Source organism: Amycolatopsis acidiphila (assembly GCF_021391495.1).
Lineage (GTDB): Bacteria > Actinomycetota > Actinomycetes > Mycobacteriales > Pseudonocardiaceae > Amycolatopsis_E > Amycolatopsis_E acidiphila.
On the sequence record NZ_CP090063.1, the window covers coordinates 1,030,521 to 1,051,414 of the forward strand.

Consider the following 20,894-nt stretch of genomic DNA (forward strand, 5'->3'; position numbering starts at 1 on the left):
GATGCCGATCAGGACCAATCGCGGGCGGGCCGCGGTCTACCGCAGGCTGTGGGGTTTTCCGCTGCGCTCGCCGCGGCACCTCGCGGGCACGGCGATCGTGGTCGCCATCCTCGTGATCGCGATCGGGATCGTGGTGCCGCAGCTGCTGGGGCCGGGGCCGGGCAACCAGGTGACCCCGGCCCGCATTCCCGACGCGACGTCGTCGGCGGGGCAGCGCCCGGCCGGCGGTTCGTCGGTGCCGATGTCGACCCGGCTCACCGCGCCGCTGGTGCAGCCGACGTCCGCCGCGCCCGACCCGGAGGCGGTGAACGTCGCCAAGCTGTGGGCGCAGGCGTGGGTCAACCACCCGGCGGGCATCACGAACGCGCAGTGGCTGGATGCGTTGCGCCCGTACACCACCGACGAGTTCCTGCCGCAGATGTCCAGTGTGGACCCGGCGAACATCCCGGCGAGCCGGCTCACCGGTGATCCGACGGCCACCCAGTCCTACACCAGTTCCGTCCAGGTCCTCGTGCCCACCGACGGGCCGAAGCTCAGCATCACCGTGTCGCAGACCGCCGCCGGCTGGCGGGTGTCCGATTACGACCAGGCGAGCTGACGATGCGGGTCGGGCTGCTGGTCGGGGTGGTGATCGCCGCGCTGTTCGCGGCGGTGCTGACCACCGGGGTCGTGGCGAAGGTGGTCACCGACCAGCAGGCCGCGCAGGCACAGGCGGTGCAGAACCTCGGCTGCGACGCGGCGATCGGCCCGACGAACGCTGGGCAGGCGCAGAGCGCGCAGGGGCAGGCGGACAACCTCGACCCCGGACAGCGCCAGGTCGTGCAGCAGATCGTCGCCATCGGCAAGCAGCGCGGGCTCTCGCCGCGCGCCTGGCAGGTCGCGATCCAGGCCGGGATGACCGAGTCGGGGCTGCGCAACCTCGCCTACGGCGACCGCGACTCGCTCGGCATCTTCCAGATGCGCCCGTCGATGGGCTGGGGCAGCGTGGCCCAGCTGCAGGACACGGCGTACGAGATCAACAAGTTCTACGACGTGCTGCTCGCCGTGCCGAACTGGGACCAGCAGCGGCCCGGCTCGTCGGCGCAGGACGTCGAGCGCTCGGCGTTCCCGGACCGGTACCACCGCTGGGAGCCGATGGCGGCGTACCTGGTGGAGAACGTCGGCCAGGTGACCGACGTGATCGGCTGCGGCCGGAGCGCGGGGCTGGCGCTGCCGGCGAACCAGGCCGCGGCGACGGCGATCGCGTTCGCGCTGGGGGAGCAGGGGAAGCCGTACGTGTGGGGCGCCACCGGGCCGGACTCCTACGACTGTTCGGGGCTGATGCTGCGGGCGTACGAGGCCGCGGGCATCACGCTCGACCGGGTGTCGCAGGACCAGTACCACGACGGTGCCCTGTTGCCGGCCCGCACGGCACAGCCCGGTGACCTGTTGTTCTGGGCAACGGACCCGTCGAACCCGAACACGATTCACCATGTGGCGATGTACCTGGGCAATGGGAAGATAGTCGAGGCCCAGCAGACCGGCGTGCCGGTGCACGTGCGGTCGGTGTCGTTCGACGAGAACGAGCTCGTGCCGCAGGCCGTGCGGCCGGGTGTGTGACCAACGGAGAGTTCTGTGGCGAAGAAGTTCGGAAAACGGCGCAATCCCGGGAACGATCCGCGGGATCTCTTCGGGGCGCCGCCGCCACCCGCCCGGTCGGCCGCGCGCCCCGCGTCGAGCACCCCGCTGGCCGACTACCTGGCGCCGGACTGGCCAGGGGTGGACGAGAACTACGTCGTGCTGCCGCGTTCGCTCGCCGAGGGCATGTCGTTGCCGTGGCAGCAGCAGATGGCCGCGTTGCTCGGCCACTTCCACCAGGTGCACGGGAACCTGTCGTGGCCGGTGTACCGCGTGGTGCCCTCGCGGTACGAGAACCTGGTCGACCTGGACGAGGAGCAGCTGGCCGAGGCGGGCTACCTGGTCGAGATCGACGCGGACGGCGAGATGGTCTACCGCGAGCGCAGCGGCCGGAAGGTCGAGGACCCGGAGCACACGCGGGTGCTGGTGTCGGTGCTGGACCCGATCCCGCCACGCGGGGCCCGGCGCAGCGAGCCGGCCGAGCCCGCGCCGGAGCGGCCGCGTGCGGCGGCGATGAACATCCCCCCGGCCCCGGTCTGGCGCACGACGCCGACCACGCCGTCGGCGGAGGTGCCGCCGCTACCGGAGCCCGCGCGGAAGCAGCCTCCGGCCGCCACGGGTGCGGTGACCCGGCCGGCCCCCGACCGGCCGTGGGTGCCGCCGCTGGGCTTCGAGGGTGCGGAGCCGGTTCCTGCGGAGCGGCAGGACGCGACCGGCGAGGAGGTCCGCCCGCAGCCACCGGTGGAGCCGCCGGAGGGCGGGCAGCAGGCGCCGCCGAGTCCGCCCGCCGCCTGGGAAGGCGCCGAGCAGCCACCGGCCGAGCCACGGCCGGACGTGGACCACGCCGTTCCCGACGGTGTGGTCGAGGCCTGGACCACGCCGCCCGCGACCGAGGGCGCGGCTCAGCCGCCTGCCGAGCTTCCGGTGCCGACCCCGCCGCCCGCCGTCGACCAGGCCCCGCCGCCTGCCGCCGAGCAAGGGGCCGCACCGGCCGCCGAGTCCTGGGCCGAGCGGCCCGCGCCGCCTGCCGTCGAGCAGCCCGCCGAGTCGTGGAAGGACCGCGCCGCGCGGCTCGAGCCGCAGGACGACGCCGCCGAGGACCGGCCGGACTCCGACACCCCGCCACGCGGCATGCCCGCCGCGGACCGCGGCTGGTTCGACGAGTACCCCGAGGACGACTCGGTCCAGTTCGGCCCTACCGGGCAGCCGACGGAGCTTCCGTACCGCTATCGGCCCTGACCGGCTCCTCCGCGACGTACTTCCCGCCGCGCAGCCACGAAGCGATCGCCGCGACGAGGCAGGCCGCGATGGCGAACCCGAACGCCACGGTCAGTCCCGTCGCGAACGGGCCGGAGATCAGGTCCGGGAAGAACTCGCGCCCGGTGAGGAAGCCGGCGCGCGCGGGGGGAAGCTGGTGCAGCACACCCGGGTCGAGCAGGGTCTGCAGCGGGTTGTACCCCAGTAGCGACGCGAACAGCACCGAGACCGGGGGCAACGCCGCGAGCGCGGCCGCGCTCGAAGCGGGCACACCCTGTGCGACGAGCCCACCGGAGAGCGTCTGCGGCAGGCTGCGGGCGATCCCGGTGATCATCAGGCTGAAGAAGATGCCGATCGAGAGCACCATGGCCGAGTTCTGGAACGTCGTGCTGATGCCCGCGCCGACCCCGCGCCGGTGCGGCGGCAGGCTGTTCATGATCCCCGCCCGGTTCGGCGACGCGAACAGGCCCATGCCCAGCCCGTTGAGCAACAGCGCCAGCGCGAACTGCCAGTAGGCGAAGTTCACCGGCAGCGCCAGCAACCACAGGAAGCTCAGCGCGGCGATGATCATGCCGCCGGTCGCGAACGGCCGGGCGCCGAACCTGTCGGACAGCCAGCCCGACAGCGGACCGGCGACCAGGAAGCCGACCGTCACCGGCAGCATGTAGATCCCGGCCCACAGCGGGGTCGACTCGAAGCTGTAGCCGTGCCGGGGCAGCCAGATCCCCTGCAGCCAGATGATCAGGATGAACTGCAGCCCGCCGCGGCCGAGCGACGCGAGCAGGCTCGCGAGGTTGCCGGCGGTGAACGCGCGGATCCGGAACAGCCGTAGCCGGAACATCGGGTCCGGCACCTTCGTCTCGATGAAGCAGAAGATCCCCAGCACGACGAGCCCGCCGAACAGCGCCGCGAGCACCCACGGGTTGGTCCAGCCCATCGTGTGGCCGCCGTAGGGCTGGATGCCGTAGGTGATGCCGACGAGTACCGCGATGAGTCCGACGGCGAAGGTCAGGTTGCCCCACCAGTCCAGCTTCGCGGGGTTGCGGATGCCGGTGTCGTGCAGCTTCCAGTACGCCCAGATCGTGCCGAACACCCCGATCGGCACGGACACCAGGAACACCGTGTGCCATTCGACCGGCCCGAGCAGCCCGCCGAGCACGAGTCCGAGGAACGACCCGGCGATCCCCGCGACCTGGTTGAGCCCGAGTGCCAGCCCGCGCTGCTCGACGGGGAAGGCGTCGGTGATGATCGCGGTCGAGTTGGCCATCAGCAGCGCGCCGCCGACGCCCTGCAGGATCCGCATGATGATGAGCCACAGTGCGCCGGCGGTGCCGTGCAGCCAGGTCACCGACAGCAGGATCGAGAAGACGGTGAAGACCGCGAAGCCGGCGTTGTACATCCGCACACGCCCGTACATGTCGCCGAGACGGCCGAAGCTCACCACGAGCACGGCGGTGACCACGAGGTAGCCCATGATCAGCCACAGCAGCAGGCTCGTGTTGCCGGGCGCGAGCGGGTCGATCCGGACACCACGGAAGATGTCGGGCAGTGCGATCAGCAGAATGGAGGAGTTGATCGTCGCGATCAGCACGCCGAGGGTCGTGTTGGACAGCGCGATCCACTTGTAGCGAGGGTTCCGCACCGCGACGGCGGCCCGAGCCTGACGATCCACGCCTACCCACTCCCCATTGCTTTCATACCCTAACTAACTATATCTCCGCGGGAACGGCAGCGGGCGGGGGTGACGAAGGCGACGCGTGGGAACCGGCGACGCCGGTGCCCCGGCCGTGGTGGCCGGGGCACCGGTCGGGCGTCAGCAGTCGCGCAGTTCCGGGCTCTGGTTCCGGAGCTGACCGGCGGGGGAGACGAACTCCCGGTACACGTCGCTGTCGACGGCGGCCGGACGGAACGCCGCGACGCGGTGGCAGTTCTGGAAGGCCAGCTTCATGCCGAAGTGCCGCTCCAGGCCGCCGCGGATCGCATCGGAGGCCAGGGCCCGCAGCAGCTGTCCGCGCTCGGCCTCGCTCGGCGGCGGGGTGGCGTGGTCGGCGAAGCCGGTGCCGTCGGCAAGCCCGGCGGCCACCTCGCTGATCACCTGCCACGCGTACGGCAGCGAGCTCCGCACGCACGTCACGAACTCCGCGTCGGTCACCACACCGGACTCGGCGCGCTCCAGCAGGGCGGCGGGTACATCCAGGGACACTTTCTTCTCCTTCTCGTTCAGGCCCGCGCCAGTGCGGCCGGGCCGGGTACGAACTCCGGGTCCACCTGGGCGGCGAGGTCCTGGCCGGTCCGGTCGTTGCCCCACGAGCGCGCGTTGCGCAGGTGGAACTCGACGGCCTGCCGGTGGTACCGCGCCCAGTCCCGCCCCGCCGAGTCCACAGTGGACACCAGCTTCGCCAGCGCGTCGAGGTTGTGCGGCTCCAGGGCGTCGATCGAGCGGACCTGGCCACGCTCGGCCGCGCGAACGTGCCGGGAACCGGTCAGCCAGCACGACAGCGCGTCGCCGAGCTGGTCGCGCAGGAACGCGACGTCTTCGTCGTCGGTCACCTTGTTGCCCACCACCGCGAGCCGCACCCCGAAGTCGCGCGCGTAGTCCGCGTACTGCCGGTACACCCCCACGCTGCGCAACGTCGGCTCGCACACGAGGAACGTCACGTCGAAGCGGGTGAACAGGCCCGAGGCGAACGCGTCCGCTCCGGCGGTCATGTCCAGCACGACGTATTCGCCCGGCTCGTCGATCAGGTGGTTGAGCAGCAGCTCCGCCGCGCCGACCTTCGAGTGGTAGCAGGCGACGCCCAGGTCGTCCTCGGTGAACCGGCCGGTGACGCCCAGGCGCACGCCGCCGATCGTGCGGAAGCACGTCGCGAGCACCGGGTCGTCGTCGGCGAAGGGGCGCAGCAACCGCGAGCCGCGGCCGGGCGGGGTGGTCTTGATCATCGCGTCGGCACTCGCGATGCGCGGGTTGTCCCCGCGCAGGTGCTCCTTGATCAGTGGCAGGTGATCGCCGAGCGTCGGCAGCGCCATCGCCTCTTCCTCGCTCGCGCCCAGCGCGGCCGCCAGGTGCTGGTTGATGTCGGCGTCGATGGCCAGCACCGGTTTCCCGGACGCGACGAGGTGGGCGGCGAACAGGGAGGTCAGCGTGGTCTTCCCGCTGCCGCCCTTGCCGACGAAGGCGACCTTCACGGCGAGCTCCATTTCGGAAACGATATCGATTTTCATTACCGGTAGGGCAAGATACACCCGAGTGGCCCAGCCACGAACGAGGGATCAACAGGGCTCCGGGGCGTTAGGGTGAGTACGTGCCTCGTTTGGCGGCCGGTTCACACTCGGCGGACGGGGGCTTCGGTCACCTGCGCGCCGAATTCGAGCTGCCGGAGAGCTTCCGCGCGGAGGTGCTCGCCGAAGCCGAAGCAGCGGGGATGGACCCGCGCGAGGCCGACCGCGAGGACGCCACCGACCTGCCGTTCGTCACGATCGACCCGCCCGGCGCCAAGGACCTCGACCAGGCCATGGTCCTTTCCCGTCGTGGTGACGGGTTCCGCGTGCAGTACGCGATCGCCGACCTCGGCGCGTTCGTCACGCCGGGCGGTCCGGTGGACCGCGAGGCCCGCCGCCGCGGCCAGACGCTGTACCTGCCCGACGGCAACGTGCCGTTGCATCCGCCGGTGCTGTCCGAAGGCGCCGCGAGCCTGCTGCCCGGTGAGACGGTCCCGGCGGTGCTGTGGACGATCGACCTGGACTCGCGCGCCGAACCGGTCGCGACGAGGGTCCGCCGCGCGTTGGTCCGGTCCACCGAGCAGTTCGACTACGAGACCGTCCAGTTGGCACTGGCGGCGGGCACCGCGCATCCCTCTATCACGGCGTTGGCGGAGCTGGGAAGGCTGCGCCGCGAGCTGGCCGTGCGGCGCGGTGCGGTCGAGCTGCAGCTGCCGGAGCAGGCCATCAACGGCGACGCCGGCGACGGCTGGGCGCTCGGGATGCGGCCGCGCAACGAGGTGGACGCCTGGAACGCCGAGATCTCGCTGCTGACCGGGATGGCGGCCGCGTCGATCATGATCGAGGCCGGGGTCGGTGTGCTGCGCACGCTTCCCGACGCCGACGAGGACTCCATCGAGTGGTTGCGCCGGTCTGCGCAGGCGCTCGGGATCGACTGGCGGCCGGAGGTCTCGGTCTCGGAGCTGCTCGCCGGTCTCGACCCGGCGCTGCCCGAGTCGATGGCGCTCTACACCTGCACCACGAGATTGCTGCGGGGCGCCGGTTACACGTCCTTCGAAGGCCGGCTGCCCCCGTCGACGACACATGCGGGCATCGGCGCGCCCTACGCCCACGTGACCGCGCCGATTCGGCGGCTCGTGGACCGGTTCGCCGCCGAGGTCTGCCTCTCGGTGAGCGCCGACAGCGATGTCCCGGACTGGGTGCGTGCCGCGCTGCCCGAGCTGCCCGTGTTGATGAGCGCGTCGGACTCGCTCGCCGCGCGTGTCGAGCGAGCGTGCATCGACCAGGTCGAGGCGTGGATGCTGGCCGAGCGGATCGGCGGTACGTTCGAGGCGGTGGTGCTGCGTGCGGAGGAGGCCCGCGCGGAGATCCTGGTGGAGGACCCACCGGTGATGGGCAGATGCGTCGGCGCGAACCTGCCGGAGGGCGAGCGGATCACGGTCCGGCTCACGGCGGTGGACGTGGTGAAGCGGAAGGTGTCGTTCGAACGGGCGTGAACGTGGACAACTGGACCGAGGCGGAGCGCGAGCTGGCCGACCGGGTGCGCACCGGCCGCACGGTCGTGGTCAACGTGCGGAAGTCCGGGCCGCACAAGCATCTCGTGCCGTGGCTGGTCGAGCGCGGCCTGCTCACCTACATCGGCCACGCCGGCAACAGGCACTCCTGGCCGGAGTCGGAGTTCGCGAACCCCTTCGTCCGGGAGGCGAAGCTGGACCGGGACGCGATGGTCCGCCACTACCGCGAGTACCTCGAAGGCCGTGCCGACCTGCTCGCCCGGCTGCCGGAGCTCGACGGCCGCGCGCTCGGCTGCTGGTGCGCACCCCAGGCCTGTCACGGCGACGTACTGCTGGAGCACCTGAAATGACCCTGTTCGACGATCTCGGCGAGGACGTACCGTTGCGCGGCGTGCCACGAAGGGTGGTATCGCTCGTGCCTTCGCTGACCGAGGCGCTCGAGACCACGGTGCCCGGTGTCGTGGTCGGCGCGACGGACTACTGCACCCATCCCGCCACCCTGGACGTGCCGCGGGTCGGCGGCTCGAAGTACCCGAAGGTCGACCGCGTCCTCGACCTGCGCCCGGACCTCGTGCTGGCGAACTCCGAGGAGAACCGTCCCGAGGACGTGGAACGCCTGCGCGCCAACGGGTTTCCGGTGTGGGTGACCGAGGCGCCGGCGACGGTGCCACACGCGCTCGCGTCACTGCGGCGGGTGCTGACCCAGGCCTTCGAGGCCGACGAGCCCGAATGGCTCGTGCGGGCCGAGGAGCTGTGGCGGGAGATGCCGCCGGTCCGCAGGCGCGCAGTCGTGCCGGTGTGGCGCAAGCCGTGGGTGATCCTCGGCCGGGACACCTTCGGCGGCGACGTGCTGCGCCGGCTCGGAGTGTCCACTGTGTACGGCGGCCACGCGGACCGGTACCCGCGCCCGAAGCTCGACGAGCTGCGATCGTGGTTCGCCGAGGGCCTTGCGGACCTGCTCGTGCTGCCCGACGAGCCGTACCTGTTCACGGCCGAGGACGGTCCCGAGGCCTTCCCCGGCGTCGCGCACGTGCTCGTGTCCGGACGGTATCTGACCTGGTACGGGCCGTCCCTTGTGGAAGCCCACCGGGAGCTCGGCCGGTTGCGGTGATCAGCAGGGCGATCGTCGAGTCGCCGCAGCGGCGTTCGGCGGCGCGCACGGACCCACGGGCCCGGTACCTGGTGCAACGGCTGTCGGGCGGCACTGCCGGCGGCGGCCGGCTCTGACCCTGCCCCGCGCCGCGGACGGCTTTGCCGTCCGTTCATTTTCGGTCCGGTACCTTCGTCTCCGGATTACCGCGTGGCGTCCAGGGAAAGGTCCTCAATGTCCGCTGTGACGTATTTCGAGGCGATTGTCGTCGGCGCCTTGCAAGGCGTGTCTGAATTGTTCCCGGTGTCCAGTCTTGGGCACAGCATACTGCTGCCTGCGTGGATCGGCGGGAAATGGGCCGACGACCTGAGCATGGGCAAGGACTCGCCCTACCTCGCGGTGCTCGTCGCGATGCACGTGGCCACGGCGATCGCGCTGGTGGTCTTCTTCTGGCGCGACTGGGTGCGCATCATCCGCGGCCTGTGGACCTCGATCCGGGACCGGGAGGTCGCCGACTCCGACCAGCGCCTCGCCTGGCTGCTCGTGCTCGCGACCATCCCCGTGGGCATCGGCGGCCTGCTGCTGGAGAGCGCACTGCGGAACTTCCTCGGCAAGCCCGTGCCCACGGCGATCTTCCTCGCGCTCAACGGTGTCGTGCTCCTGGCCGTCGAGCGGTTCAGCAAAGTCCGCAAGGAGCCCGCGGTGCCCGTCGCGGCCGAGCAGACCATCGACTTCTCCGCCGAGGTGACCATGCCGATGCGCGCGATCAGCGTCGAGGAGGCCTCCGACCGCAGGCTGTCGAAGCTCGGGGTCGGGGAGGCCGTGCTGATCGGCGCGGCCCAGATTCTGGCGCTGTTGCCGGGAATCAGCCGGTCCGGCATCACCATGGTCGCCGGTCTGCGCCGCGGGCTCGACCACGAGGACGCCGCCCGGTTCGCGTTTCTCCTTGCCACGCCGGTGATCCTGGCCGCAGGGGTGCTGAAGATGCCGTCGCTGTTCGCCCCGGAGAACAGCGCGTCGCTCGGGCCGGCGCTCGTCGGCAGCCTGGTCGCGGGAATTGCGGCGTATATCGCGGTGCGATTCCTGACCTCGTATTTCGAGACGCGTACGCTGACACCGTTCGCTGTCTACTGTGTGATCGCCGGAATCGGTAGTTTGGTGTATTTCTTGGCATGAATGTCCCACTTTCCTGGGGAAGAGTGTTCGGAGCCTGGACGCTCGACGTCCCGGCGGTGGTTTTCGTGCTGGTGCTCGGCGCCTGCTACCTGTTCGCGGCCCGGCGCGTGCCGGGCTGGCCGCGCGGGCGCACGGTGGCGTTCCTCGGCGGCCTCGCCACGATCCTGCTGCTGACCTGCTCGTTCCTCGGTGTGTACGACGACGTGCTGTTCTGGGTGCGGGCGGTGCAGGTCGTCGCGCTGCTGATGGTCACGCCGCTGCTGCTGGCGCTGGGCGCCCCGCTGACGCTCGTGCTGGCGACGGCGCCGTTCGCGGACCGCCTGCGTGCGCTCGGCCGCGGTGTCGTCGCGCGGACCCTGACCTTTCCGCTCGTGATCACCGTGTTGCTGATCGTTCCGCCGTTCCTGATCTATTTGACCCCGTTGTACGAACTCACCCTGCGGCATTCCGCGATCGACGAGATCGTCCGGTTCGGACTGGTCTGCTGCGGGTTCGGCTATTTCTGGACCCGGCTGCGCCTCGACCCGACCCCACGTGAGGACCACCACCTGGTGTCGTTCGCCATCAGCTTCGCCGAAGTCGTCGTCGACGCGGCGCTCGGCCTCGTCCTGTGGCTGGGGCCGTTGCGCGCCGCGGACTACTACCACGCGCTCGCCCGCGCCTGGGGCCCTGACCTGCGCACCGACCAGGTCGTCGGCGCCGGCATCCTGTGGATCGGCGGCGACCTGGCCGGCCTGCCGTTCGTCGGCGCGCTGTTCACCCGCTGGATGCGCGACGACGACCGGCAGGCCGAGCAGATCGACCGCGAGCTCGACGAGCAGGAGGACACGGGCGGCCTCTGGTGGGAGAACGACCCGCAGCTGGCGCAGCGTTTCAAGCGGAAATGACAGCTGCGCGAAGGGTGTCCGTCGAGGGTGGCGGTGGGGAAGTGACCGGCCTAATGGAAGGCGTGCTCCGGCGCGGGGAACTCGCCCCGCCTGACCTCGTCGGCGAACGCCGCCGCGGCCCCGGAGAGCGCGCCCGCCACGTCGGCGTAGCGCTTGACGAACCGCGGCGCCTTCCCGCGCCGCAACCCCGCCATGTCCTGCCACACCAGCACCTGCGCGTCGCAGTCCGGTCCGGCGCCGATGCCCACCGTGGGTATCTTCAGCTCGTGCGTGACCTGCTTCGCGACCTCGGCCGGCACCATCTCCATCACTACCGCGAACGCACCGGCCTCCTGCAGCGCGAGCGCGTCCGCGATCAGCGCCGCACCGGCTTCGCCGCGGCCCTGAACCCGGTAGCCGCCCAGGTTGTGCTCACTCTGCGGGGTGAACCCGATGTGTCCCATCACGGGGACACCGGCACCGGTCAGCGCCTCGACGTGCGGCGCGAACCGGCGGCCGCCCTCGAGCTTGATCGCGTGTGCCCGGCCCTCCTTCATGAACCGCACGGACGTGGCGAGCGCCTGCTCCGGCGAGAGCTGGTAGGAGCCGAACGGCAGGTCGGCGACCACGAGCGCCCGCTTGGCCGCCCGGGTCACCGCACGCACCAGGGGGAGCAGCTCGTCCACCGTCACCGGCAGCGAGGTGTCGTAGCCGAACACGTTGTTCGCGGCGGAGTCGCCGACGAGCAACACGGGAATGCCCGCCTCGTCGAAGAGTTCGGCGGTGTACATGTCGTAGGCGGTGAGCATCGGCCACGGCTCGCCGCGGTCCTTGAGCTGCTGCAGATGATGAATGCGCACCTTCTTCGCGGGCGCGGTGTGCTGCGGGCCGCTGCCGTAGGGCGCAGCCGTCTCACCAGTGGGGGTGGACATCGTCGTCGACCAACCTTCCCTCGAGGCCCTCGTCGGGTCCCCGGGTCGTGGATCTGGGAACACCAGCGTCGCACCGCGGGACCGGCCTGCCCAAGCGCCTGCGACGAGCTTCACACGAGGTGGTGAGCATGGTTCCGCGATGGCGGCGTAAGGCCGGTGGCGTGGTCGCGACGGTCGTCCAGTTGGGCGCGCTCATGTCGGTCGCCCTGCTGTTGTGGGGTGGTGACCACGGGTTCTACCGGTGGACGGTGGGGTTGTTCAGCCTGGTCAACATTCCGGCTGATGCGAACATCCTGATCGCGCTGGTGCTCGCCGTACTCGGCGGAGCGTTGCGGCGGCGCAAGCGGGCGGCGTTGGACACGTTGATTCTGTTCCAGTTCGGCGGTCTGCTGATGACGGTGGCGTTTGAGGCGACCTTGGTGTGGGCGCCGCAGGTGTTGGTCCGGGAGCGGCATCCGCATCTTCCGGTGGCGTTGTGGGCGTTGACCGGCGCCGAGGTGGTTTCGGTGGGGTTGATTGTGTTGTTGTTCGCGTTGCGGCCTGCTTTTCCGGCTCGGCTGGCACCCGGTGCGGGGCGGCATGCGCTGGTCATCGGCGTGTCCGGGATTGTGGGGGTGACTCTTGTCGGTTGGGGGTTGCTGGTGGTTTGGCCGGGCACGTTGGGTGGGCTGGGTGACAGCTTCGTGTGGGCGGCGAATCACGCGACTGGTGAGCTGGTGCAGTTGCGGCGGTTGGGTGTGCGGGAGGGTCCGGCGTGGATCGATCTGCTGTTGGATCTGGGTGGTGCCACGGTGGCGGTGACGACGTTATGGGTGTTCTTCCGGGGGGTGCGGAGTCGGCGGCGGCGCAGTGATGAGGAGGAGTTGAAGCTGCGGGTGCTGCTGGCCGGGCATGGTGAGGATGATTCGCTGGGGTACTTCGCCACCCGGCGGGACAAGAGTGTGATTTTCGCGCCGAACGGTCGTGCCGCGGTGACTTACCGGGTGCTTGCGGGTACGAGCATCGCGAGCGCGGATCCGATCGGGGATCCGCAGGCGTGGCCGCAGGCGATCGAGGCCTGGTTGGGTGAGGCGCATACCTATGGCTGGGCGCCTGGTGTGTTGGGTGCGAGCGAGCGTGGTGCGCGGGCGTATGCCAGGGCCGGGTTGAAGGCGCTGGAGCTGGGCGATGAGGCGGTGCTGGATGTGCGCGAGTTCAGCCTGTCGGGCCCGGAACGGCGGTCGGTTCGGCAGGCGGTCAGCCGTATCGAACGTGCCGGGTATACCGCGCGTGTGCGGCGGCACAGCGAGCTCACCTCGTCGGAAATGGACGGGCTGCTCGAGCGGGCGCAGCAGTGGCGGGGCGCGGAGACCGAACGTGGTTTCTCGATGGCGTTGTCGCGGCTGGGCGATCCGAGCGACGGTCGTTGTGTGATGGCTGAGGCGTACGACGCGTCGGGCGAGCTGCGGGGGTTGCTGTCGTTCGTGCCGTGGGGCCGGCGTGGGCTGTCGCTGGACCTGATGCGTCGTGACCGGGACGCCGAGAACGGGTTGAACGAGTACCTGGTCGCGCAGGTGGTGGCGCAGGCCGGGCGGTTCGGCGCGCAGCGGATCTCGTTGAATTTCGCCATGTTCCGTGCGGTGTTCGCGGCGGGGGAGCGCATCGGCGCAGGTCCGGTGCTGCGTTCGTGGCGCGCGGTGCTGGGGGTGGCGTCGCGGTTTTTCCAGCTGGAGTCGCTGTACCGGTCGAACGCGAAGTACGGCCCGGAGTGGGAGCCGCGTTTCCTCTGCTACACCTCGGCACGGCGGCTGGCCCGGATCGGCCTGGTCGCGGGTGCGCTGGAGGGCTTCCTCCCCTCGAGCTGGCGGTCTGCGCGGCGCGCGATCGCGGGCGGCGGTGTGAGCGAGGAGTTCCTCGCGCGGGTGCGGGAGATCGACGAGATCCGGACCGAGCCGCGGCCGGTGCGCCGTCCCGAGCAGGTGCGGGTGCGGATCGCGAAGCTGGACCGGTTGCGGGCGGCGGGGATCGACCCGTATCCGGCGGGGTTCGCCCGCGACACGACGCTGGCGCAGGTGGCCGCCGAGTTCGCGGGGCTGGCTCCCGATAGCAGGACCGGGCGCGAGGTGCGGGTCGCCGGCCGGGTGGTGGCGCTGCGTGACCTGGGCGGGGTGTGTTTCGCGCGGTTGCGGGACGTCAGCGGCGAGCTGCAGCTGATGCTGGGCGAGGACGAGCTGTGGCGCTGCGGGGTCGATCTCGGTGACCACGTGGGCGTGCGGGGTGAGGTGGTGACCTCCCGCCGCGGTGAGCTGTCGGTGCTGGTCGCCGGGTGGACCGTCACCGCGAAATGCCTGCATCCGTTGCCGGACAAGCGGAAGGGGCTCGCCGACCCGGAGACCCGGGTGCGCCGCCGCTACCTCGACCCGGACCTGCCGCAGTTGCTGCGGCTGCGCGCCACGGTGCTGCGCGCGCTGCGGGAACGCTTGCACGACAAGGACTTCCTCGAGGTCGAGACCCCGATGCTGCAGGCGGTGCACGGCGGTGCGAACGCGCGGCCGTTCGTCACCCACATCAACGCCTACGACATGCGGATGTACCTGCGGATCGCGCCGGAGCTGTACCTGAAACGGCTGTGCGTGGCGGGCATGGAGCGGGTCTTCGAGCTGAACCGCAACTTCCGCAACGAGGGCGTGGACGCGACACACAATCCGGAGTTCACGATGCTGGAGGCCTACCAGGCGTACGCCGACTACGACTGCATGCGGGTCCTGACCCGGGAGCTGGTGCAGCAGGCCGCGATCGCCGCGTACGGCGCCCCGGTGCTCCGCCGCCCGGATGGCGAGCACGACATCTCGGGCGACTGGCCGGTGGTGACCGTGCACGACGCGGTCGCCAAGGCCCTGGGGGAGCCGGTCACCCCGTCGACGACATCGGCCGAACTGCGCTCCTTCTGCGCGGCGGCGGGCGTCCCCTTCGCCGACGACGCCGGGCGGGGCGAGCTGGTCCTGGCCGCGTTCGACCAGCTCGTCGAGCCGGCCACGGTCGGCCCCACGTTCTACACCGACTACCCCAGGGACGTCTCGCCGCTGACCCGGGAACACCGCTGGGACCCGCGACTGGCCGAGCGCTGGGACCTGGTCGCCTTCGGCGCCGAAATCGGGACGGCATACACCGAGCTGACCGACCCGTTGGAGCAACGCCGCCGCCTGGAAACCCAGTCGCTGCGGGCCGCGAGCGGGGACGTCGAAGCAATGGAACTGGACGAGGACTTCCTGCAGGCGCTGGAACACGGCATGCCCCCAACCGGCGGCCTGGGCCTGGGCATCGACCGCGTACTCATGCTGCTCACCGGCGCCCCCATCCGCCACACCGTGCCCTTCCCCTTCACCCGCCCCCGCCGCTGAGCCGGGGCCGCCCTGACGGGCAACTTTCCTTGCCCCCCAACAAAATCCCAAAACTGTCAGTACCCGATGCGAGTATGTCCCCAACAACCGCATCCCCCGAAGGAGCACCAGATGTCCGGCAACGTCCGCCCCGTCCGCGACGAGCGCGACGGCCTGCTCGCCTTCCTCGCCCAGCAGCGCCACATCCTGCGCGTGGCCGCGCACGGCCTGACCGACGAGCAGGCCCGCCTCGTGCCCAGCCGCAGCGCGCTGAGCATCGGCGGCCTGCTCAAGCACGTCGCGAAGACCGAGTGCGGCTGGATGGACACCGTCCTGCAACGCAAACCTGCCGGCACAGTCGAGGAAAGAGCGAGCGCCTACCTGGAAGACTTCCGGTTCACCGAACAGGACACCCTGTCCGAGGTCATCGCCGAGTACGAGCAGGTCGGCCGCGAGACGGAGGAGATCATCTCCGGTATCCCGGACCTCGGCGCGCCCGTCCCCGTGCCGAAGGGCGTCCCGTGGTTCCCGTCGGACGTCGACGCCTGGTCGGTGCGCTGGGTGCTGTTGCACCTGATCCAGGAGACCGCCCGCCACGCCGGTCACGCGGACATCATCCGGGAGCACATCGACGGTGCGACGGCCTTCCCCCTCATGGCCGCGGCCGAGGGCTGGCCGGAGTCGCCGTGGATCAGGCCCTGGCAACCAGAACCGGTCTAGCAACGCGGACGTCAGCCGAGCCGGTCAGCGCTAGAAAAGCGTCGGCTCGTCCGGCTGCGCGCCTTCGATCACCAGCATCCTGCGCTTGGTCTCCACGCCGCCCGGCGCGGAGAACCCGACCATCCTGCCGTTGGCACCGAGCACCCGATGGCAGGGCACGACAATCGGAAAGGGGTTGCGTCCCAGGGCTTGTCCCACTGCCTGCGCCGAACCCGGCATGCCCAGCAGGTTCGCCACATCGCCGTAGGTGAGCGTCTTCCCGGGCAGGATCGCCCGCGCGACTTCGTAGACGCGGCGGTGGAAGTCCGGCACGCCGTTCAGGTCGAGCCGGATCTCCGCCAGGTCGCGCGACTCACCGTGCAACAACGCGACGATCTCGGCGATCGCCTGCTGGACATGCTCCGGCGGCTCTGTCTCGGTGGCTCCGGGAAAGTTCGCCAGCAACCGCGCGCGGGTGAGCCCGGCACTCCCGTCGGGCAGGCGCACGCTCACCACGCCGCGTTCGCTCCAGGCGATGCCGCAGTGTCCGATGGCGGTGGGGAACACCGCGAACCCTTGGGCGGTCATGGGCCCTCGATTCTCGGGCAGGAGCGGGTGAGTCCGGTAGTCCTGTCGGGCACGCTCACCACGCCGCGTTCGCAGTGTCCGATCGCGGTGGGGAACACCGCGAAGCCTTGGGCCGTCATGACCGCTCAATTCTCGGGCAAGAGGCAGAAGGGGTGGCCTTCGGGGTCGGTGAGCACGGTCCAGTCGCCGCCGTCCGGCTGGAACTCGGGCCTGGCCGCTCCGAGCGCCAGCAGTTCCTGAACGGCCGTCTCGACGTCGGCCACGCTGAAGTCGAGACGGACGTGCTTGCCGTCGTCGGGCCAACCCGGCGCGGGGTAGTTCTCGATCCGCTGGAAGCCCAGCTGGGTCGTTCCGTTGCCGCTCAGATAAGCGGTGTCCGCATCGCTGGAGGTGATGTCCCATCCGGTGACCTTCGAATAGAACCCGGCGAGCGTGCCCGGGTCGGCGCAGTCGATCACGACGGCGGAAAGTACGGCTGCCACGGCAACTCCTGGTTGTTGTGTTCGGCTTGGGTGACAGCCTGCCGTCCCCAGCGCGATGGGTATTGAAGATTCTTGCGGGCCCGGAATCGTCGTCCCCCTGGCGTAGCTTGCGCGGTATGCGTTGCGCCGTCGAGTTGGCTGCCCGGCCGGAGTTCGCCGTGCACACGGTGTCGTGCCGAGACGACCACCGGGGATGGTCCGCGCCCGAAGTCCGCACGCGCCACGGCCTGGTCCTGGTGCGCCGCGGTCGTTTCCGCCGCCGCGCGGCAGGCGTGAGCACCGACGTCGATCCGACCGTCGGCTACGTCAGCCTGCCCGGCGACGAGGAGCACTTCGCGCACCCCGCCGGCGGTGACGTCTGCACATCGATCAGCCTCAGCCCGCAACTGTGGCAATCGCTGACGCACGACCGCCCGCCGCCGAACCTCTACGTCGACGCGCGGCTCGACCTCGCCCACCGAAGGTTCTTGGCAGCGTCCGCAAGCGGCGATGTCGACTACGCGCTGGCGGAACAGCTGCTCGCCCTCGTAGCCACGGCGTTGCGCCGTCCAGAGACTGCGGGTCCGGGAACCGACGAGGCCCGCGCCACCACAGGGTTGAGCCGTCCCGGGACCGCCAGTCCGGGAACTGACCAGGCCCTCGCCGCCACGGCGTTGAGCCTCCCGGCGACCGCCAGTCCGGGAACTGACCGTGCCCTCGCCGTCCCAGCGCTGAGCTCTCCCGAGACCGGCAGCCCGGGAACTTACCGCGCCCTGGTCTCCGCGGCGCCGAGCCCCGAGACCGCGGGCCCAGGAACTGACCAGGCCCTCCCCTCCACAGCGCTGAGCCGTCCGGCGACACGAGGCCCGAGAACCGACAGCGTCCTCGTAGCCCAAGCCCGCGCCGCGATCCAGGCCGATCACCCGGCGTCGAGCGGCCTGTTCCCGCTCGCCGAGCTGTTGGCTGTCTCGCCGTACCGATTGAGCCGCGCTTTCTCTCGCGAGCTGGGGATCTCGCTGACCCGCTATCGCAACCGCGTGCGGGTGAGCCGCGCCCTCGACCGCCTCGAAGACGGCGAGCCGGACCTGGCGGGCCTGGCTGCGGACCTGGGCTTCGCCGACCAGGCCCACCTGACCCGGACGGTCCGCACCCACTGCGGCCACACCCCCGCGGCCCTCCGCCGCCTCCTCACGGGAGCGCCGTGAGGTGCGTCCCGGCCTGCGTGGCTCAGGACTGAACTTCCGGCGGGGCACGGGCTCAGCCCGCGCCCACCAGTTCGGCCGACTAAACCGTCGCCCCGGCAATCCCCACCACCCGCGACCCCACCGCGACCCGAGCCCGAGCCGCGCCACATCCGCGCCCGCGCCTCACCGGGACTCACCGAACCCGAGTCACACCCGACCCCGGCCCACCGAACTAAGCCGCACCCAGCTCTGACCCAGCGAGCCTTGCCTCATCGAGCCCGAGCCGCACCAACGTCCGCGACCCGAGCCTCGCCGAGACCCGCCCAGTGAGCTTCTGGCCACCAGGACCGGACTCAGCGAGTTCCGGCCTCGCCCTATCCCGAGCCGCCCACCGAACCGAATCACCGAGCTCCCGACCCAATGCGCCTCGGCCGCATCGAACACAGCCACCGGGCCCGAGCCTCGCCGAGCCCAACCCGCCGAGTTCAACCCAGCGCAACCGCGCCTCCCTGAGCCCCGGCCACCGAACCCGGCCAATCGCGACCTGGCTCACCGAGCCGCGGACCACCGAGCCCAACCGACCGAACCGTGCCACCGAGCCCGAGCCTCACCAAGTCCCGCCCACGAAGCCCGAGCCCCAGACCGCCGGGCCAACCCACCGAACCGGGCCACCAATTCCGAGCCCGGCCCACCGACCCCAGCCCCGCCGGGCGCGAGTCCCACTGGACGCGAGCCCCACCGACCCGAGCCCTGGACCGCCGAGCCCAACCGACCGAACCGTGCCACCGAGCCCGAGCCTCACCAAGTCCCGCCCACGAAGCCCGCGCCCCAGACCGCCGGGCCAACCCACCGAACCGGGCCACCAATTCCGAGCCCGGCCCACCGACCCCAGCCCCGCCGGGCGCGGGTCCCACTGGACGCGAGCCCCACCGACCCGAGCCCCAGACCGCCGAGCCCAACCCACCGGACCGGCCACCAGCCCGAGCCCCGGCCCAGCGCGCCCCAGCCCGCCGGACCGCGGGCCCCACCGCGCCCCAACCCCACCGGACCGCGGGCGCCACCGACCCAACCCCCAGCCCCGCCAAACCACGGGCCCACCGACCCGACCCCACCCAACCCCCCGAAAACCCTCAAACCTCAACCCCGCTGATCGCCCTCCCGCCAGCCGTTCGTGATGGGCAGCCGGCGGTCGCGGCCGAAGGCCTTGAACGTGATCTTCGTGCCGATCGGGTACTGGCGCCGCTTGTACTCCGCCCGGTCGACCATCCGGATCACCCGGTCGATCGTCTCCGCGTCGAAGCCCGCCGCGAGCAGGTCCGCGTACCCGCGGTCGCCCTCGACGTAGTCGTCGAGAATGTCGTCCAGCAGCGGGTAGTCCGGCAGCGAGTCGGTGTCCAGCTGCCCCGGGCGCAGCTCCGCCGACGGCGGCTTCGTGATCGAGTTCTCCGGGATCGGCGGCGTCTCGCCGCGCTTCTCCGCCTCCGCGTTGCGCCACCGCGCCAGCTCCCACACGTGCGTCTTGAACACGTCCTTGATCGGCGCGAACCCACCGACCGCGTCCCCGTAGATCGTCGAGTAGCCGACCGCCAGCTCGGTCTTGTTCCCCGTCGCCAGCACCAGGTGACCGTCCAAATTGGACAGCGTCATCAGCAGCATCCCGCGCACCCGCGCCTGGATGTTCTCCTCCGCGAGCCCGGTCCCCGCGAGCTTCAGCTGGTCGACGTACACCCGCACCATGTCCTCGACCGGCTCGGTCCGGAAGTGGCAGCCCAGCCGCCGCGCGAGCTCCGCCGCGTCCGACCGCGAGTGCTCCGACGAGTACGCGGACGGCATCGAGACGCCGTACACCGCGTCCGCCCCGAGCGCGTCCGCAGCGAGCGCCGCCGTGATCGCCGAGTCGATGCCGCCGGAGAACCCGAACGTCACCGACCGGAACCCGTTCTTCTGCACGTAGTCCCGCAGCCCCACGACCAGCGCCGACCACACCTCGGCCTCGTCGGACAGCGGCTCGCAGATCGGCGCCTCCGCGATCCGCTCGTACGCCGGCACCGGCTCGGTGCCCAGCGTCCGCCGGCGCACCGTCAGCCCGGAGAACGACCCCTCGGCGCTGTGCCCGCCCGCGGGCAGGTCGAGGTCGACCACCAGCAGGTGCTCGACGAACTGCGGCGCCCGCCCGAGCAGCTCACCGCCCGCGCCGACGACGATCGAGTCGCCGTCGAACACCAGGTCGTCCTGTCCGCCGACGAGGTTGGAGTACACCAGCGGCGCCTTCGCCTCGGCCGCGCGCCGCGCCACCAGCGGCAGCCGGATGTCGTCCTTGGACCGCTCGTACGGCGACGCGTTCGGCGCGACGACGAGATCGACGCCCGCTTCGCCCAGCGCGGTGACCGGCCCGCCGTCCTGCCAGATGTCCTCGCAGATCACCATGCCGATGTCGAGCCCGTGCAGCCGGACCACGTCGAGCGTCTGCCCGGCCTTGAACCACCGCTGCTCGTCGAACACGCCGTAGTTCGGCAGGTGGTGCTTGAACTGCCGCCCGACGACTTCGCCCCCGTACAGCGCGGCGGCGGCGTCGCGCGGCCCGGCCTCGTCGGAGTCGAGGTACCCCAGGTACACGAGCAGCTCACCGCAACCGGCCTCGACGAGCCGACGCGCAAGGTCGTCGACGGCCTGGCGGGACCCCTGCGCGAACGTCTTGCGCAGCGCGAGGTCCTCGACCGGGTAACCGGTCAGGGACATCTCCGGGAACACCACGACGTGCGCGCCCGCTTCGGCGGCCTTCCGGGCCCAGTCGACATGGAGCTGCGCGTTGCCCGCGAGGTCGCCCACGGTCGAGTTGATCTGGGCCAGCGCGATCCTGAGTTGCGGCATGAACACATTCTCACCCACCCCGGGGCGGCCCACAGCCGAATGTGCGCAAGGGCAACCCCGG

Annotated in this window: 18 protein-coding genes; 11 read left to right on the top strand and 7 right to left on the bottom strand. The window is 71.0% G+C overall.

Translation table 11 applies throughout. The features are described from left to right. Position 1: 1 nt before the first annotated feature. The 3 genes from LWP59_RS05110 to LWP59_RS05120 are packed head-to-tail and all read left to right on the top strand — an operon-like array spanning position 2 to position 2,856. Entirely contained in the window at positions 2-598 is a 597-nt protein-coding gene (locus LWP59_RS05110; protein WP_144643147.1) for a hypothetical protein, read from the top strand. 2 nt (positions 599-600) lie between these two features. After that, a complete protein-coding gene (locus tag LWP59_RS05115) occupies positions 601-1,599 on the top strand; it encodes a C40 family peptidase (RefSeq protein WP_144643146.1) in 999 nt (332 codons plus the stop codon). 15 nt (positions 1,600-1,614) lie between these two features. Next, on the top strand, positions 1,615-2,856 hold the full coding sequence (locus LWP59_RS05120) for a hypothetical protein (RefSeq protein ID WP_144643145.1): 1,242 nt from the start codon (positions 1,615-1,617) through the stop codon (positions 2,854-2,856). Here the strand turns inward: LWP59_RS05120 and LWP59_RS05125 are convergent. The 3 genes from LWP59_RS05125 to LWP59_RS05135 form a co-directional block, all read right to left on the bottom strand. Beyond that, complete coding sequence (locus LWP59_RS05125; protein ID WP_229858161.1) at positions 2,813-4,546, bottom strand: MFS transporter; 1,734 nt, start codon at positions 4,544-4,546, stop codon at positions 2,813-2,815. The genes LWP59_RS05120 and LWP59_RS05125 overlap by 44 nt on opposite strands. A gap of 141 nt (positions 4,547-4,687) precedes the next feature. Next, positions 4,688-5,077 carry an SCO5389 family protein gene (locus tag LWP59_RS05130; RefSeq protein WP_144643144.1) on the bottom strand — a complete coding sequence of 130 codons (390 nt, stop codon included), beginning with the start codon at positions 5,075-5,077 and terminating at the stop codon, positions 4,688-4,690. A gap of 17 nt (positions 5,078-5,094) precedes the next feature. Then, positions 5,095-6,060 (bottom strand): ATP-binding protein, encoded by a 966-nt coding sequence (locus LWP59_RS05135; protein WP_144643186.1) that lies wholly within the window; start codon positions 6,058-6,060, stop codon positions 5,095-5,097. Positions 6,061-6,176: 116 nt separating this feature from the next. On the opposite strand from LWP59_RS05135, the gene LWP59_RS05140 reads away from it, so the two are divergent. From LWP59_RS05140 to LWP59_RS05160, 5 genes are all read left to right on the top strand, one after another. Next, complete coding sequence (locus LWP59_RS05140) at positions 6,177-7,589, top strand: RNB domain-containing ribonuclease (RefSeq protein ID WP_229858164.1); 1,413 nt, start codon at positions 6,177-6,179, stop codon at positions 7,587-7,589. Then, a complete protein-coding gene (locus LWP59_RS05145; protein ID WP_373299838.1) occupies positions 7,586-7,957 on the top strand; it encodes a DUF4326 domain-containing protein in 372 nt (123 codons plus the stop codon). Before LWP59_RS05140 ends, LWP59_RS05145 begins: the two co-directional genes overlap by 4 nt. Further along, entirely contained in the window at positions 7,954-8,718 is a 765-nt protein-coding gene (locus LWP59_RS05150) for a helical backbone metal receptor (protein WP_144643143.1), read from the top strand. The genes LWP59_RS05145 and LWP59_RS05150 overlap by 4 nt, the downstream gene beginning before the upstream one ends. A 213-nt stretch (positions 8,719-8,931) precedes the next feature. After that, the gene (locus LWP59_RS05155; RefSeq protein ID WP_144643142.1) at positions 8,932-9,873 is read left to right on the top strand and encodes an undecaprenyl-diphosphate phosphatase; all 942 of its coding nucleotides are present in this window, start codon (positions 8,932-8,934) and stop codon (positions 9,871-9,873) included. 23 nt (positions 9,874-9,896) lie between these two features. Then, entirely contained in the window at positions 9,897-10,760 is an 864-nt protein-coding gene (locus LWP59_RS05160) for a cytochrome c oxidase assembly protein (RefSeq protein ID WP_229858168.1), read from the top strand. Positions 10,761-10,810: 50 nt separating this feature from the next. Here the strand turns inward: LWP59_RS05160 and panB are convergent, their stop codons facing one another. Further along, a complete protein-coding gene (gene panB, locus LWP59_RS05165) occupies positions 10,811-11,671 on the bottom strand; it encodes a 3-methyl-2-oxobutanoate hydroxymethyltransferase (RefSeq protein ID WP_144643140.1) in 861 nt (286 codons plus the stop codon). A gap of 128 nt (positions 11,672-11,799) precedes the next feature. Here panB and lysX point away from each other — a divergent pair, with 128 nt between their 5' ends. Both lysX and LWP59_RS05175 read left to right on the top strand, forming a co-directional pair. After that, positions 11,800-15,051 carry a bifunctional lysylphosphatidylglycerol synthetase/lysine--tRNA ligase LysX gene (gene lysX, locus LWP59_RS05170; protein WP_233921974.1) on the top strand — a complete coding sequence of 1,084 codons (3,252 nt, stop codon included), beginning with the start codon at positions 11,800-11,802 and terminating at the stop codon, positions 15,049-15,051. A gap of 111 nt (positions 15,052-15,162) precedes the next feature. Continuing rightward, positions 15,163-15,750, top strand: a complete 588-nt coding sequence (locus tag LWP59_RS05175) for a DinB family protein (RefSeq protein WP_144646327.1) — start codon at positions 15,163-15,165, stop codon at positions 15,748-15,750. A 30-nt stretch (positions 15,751-15,780) separates the two neighbouring features. Here the strand turns inward: LWP59_RS05175 and LWP59_RS05180 are convergent, their stop codons facing one another. Together LWP59_RS05180 and LWP59_RS05185 are read right to left on the bottom strand one after the other, a co-directional pair. Further along, positions 15,781-16,317, bottom strand: a complete 537-nt coding sequence (locus LWP59_RS05180) for a methylated-DNA--[protein]-cysteine S-methyltransferase (RefSeq protein WP_144646325.1) — start codon at positions 16,315-16,317, stop codon at positions 15,781-15,783. Between the two features lie 125 nt (positions 16,318-16,442). Continuing rightward, positions 16,443-16,799, bottom strand: a complete 357-nt coding sequence (locus tag LWP59_RS05185) for a VOC family protein (protein WP_144646323.1) — start codon at positions 16,797-16,799, stop codon at positions 16,443-16,445. Positions 16,800-16,915: 116 nt separating this feature from the next. On the opposite strand from LWP59_RS05185, the gene LWP59_RS05190 reads away from it, so the two are divergent. Beyond that, a complete protein-coding gene (locus LWP59_RS05190) occupies positions 16,916-17,983 on the top strand; it encodes a helix-turn-helix domain-containing protein (protein WP_229858624.1) in 1,068 nt (355 codons plus the stop codon). Positions 17,984-19,099: 1,116 nt separating this feature from the next. On the opposite strand, the gene LWP59_RS05195 is transcribed toward LWP59_RS05190, so the two are convergent. Beyond that, positions 19,100-20,833 carry an NAD+ synthase gene (locus LWP59_RS05195; RefSeq protein WP_144645932.1) on the bottom strand — a complete coding sequence of 578 codons (1,734 nt, stop codon included), beginning with the start codon at positions 20,831-20,833 and terminating at the stop codon, positions 19,100-19,102. Positions 20,834-20,894 lie beyond the last annotated feature (61 nt).

Bases quoted from the DNA above. Each gene is read 5' to 3' on its own strand.
- LWP59_RS05110 (WP_144643147.1), top strand. From the start codon at position 2: ATGCCGATCAGGACCAATCGCGGGCGGGCCGCGGTCTACCGCAGGCTG.
- LWP59_RS05115 (WP_144643146.1), top strand. From the start codon at position 601: ATGCGGGTCGGGCTGCTGGTCGGGGTGGTGATCGCCGCGCTGTTCGCG.
- LWP59_RS05150 (WP_144643143.1), top strand. From the start codon at position 7,954: ATGACCCTGTTCGACGATCTCGGCGAGGACGTACCGTTGCGCGGCGTG.
- LWP59_RS05155 (WP_144643142.1), top strand. From the start codon at position 8,932: ATGTCCGCTGTGACGTATTTCGAGGCGATTGTCGTCGGCGCCTTGCAA.
- panB (WP_144643140.1), bottom strand. From the start codon at position 11,671: ATGTCCACCCCCACTGGTGAGACGGCTGCGCCCTACGGCAGCGGCCCG.
- lysX (WP_233921974.1), top strand. From the start codon at position 11,800: ATGGTTCCGCGATGGCGGCGTAAGGCCGGTGGCGTGGTCGCGACGGTC.
- LWP59_RS05175 (WP_144646327.1), top strand. From the start codon at position 15,163: ATGTCCGGCAACGTCCGCCCCGTCCGCGACGAGCGCGACGGCCTGCTC.
- LWP59_RS05180 (WP_144646325.1), bottom strand. From the start codon at position 16,317: ATGACCGCCCAAGGGTTCGCGGTGTTCCCCACCGCCATCGGACACTGC.
- LWP59_RS05190 (WP_229858624.1), top strand. From the start codon at position 16,916: ATGCGTTGCGCCGTCGAGTTGGCTGCCCGGCCGGAGTTCGCCGTGCAC.
- LWP59_RS05195 (WP_144645932.1), bottom strand. From the start codon at position 20,833: ATGCCGCAACTCAGGATCGCGCTGGCCCAGATCAACTCGACCGTGGGC.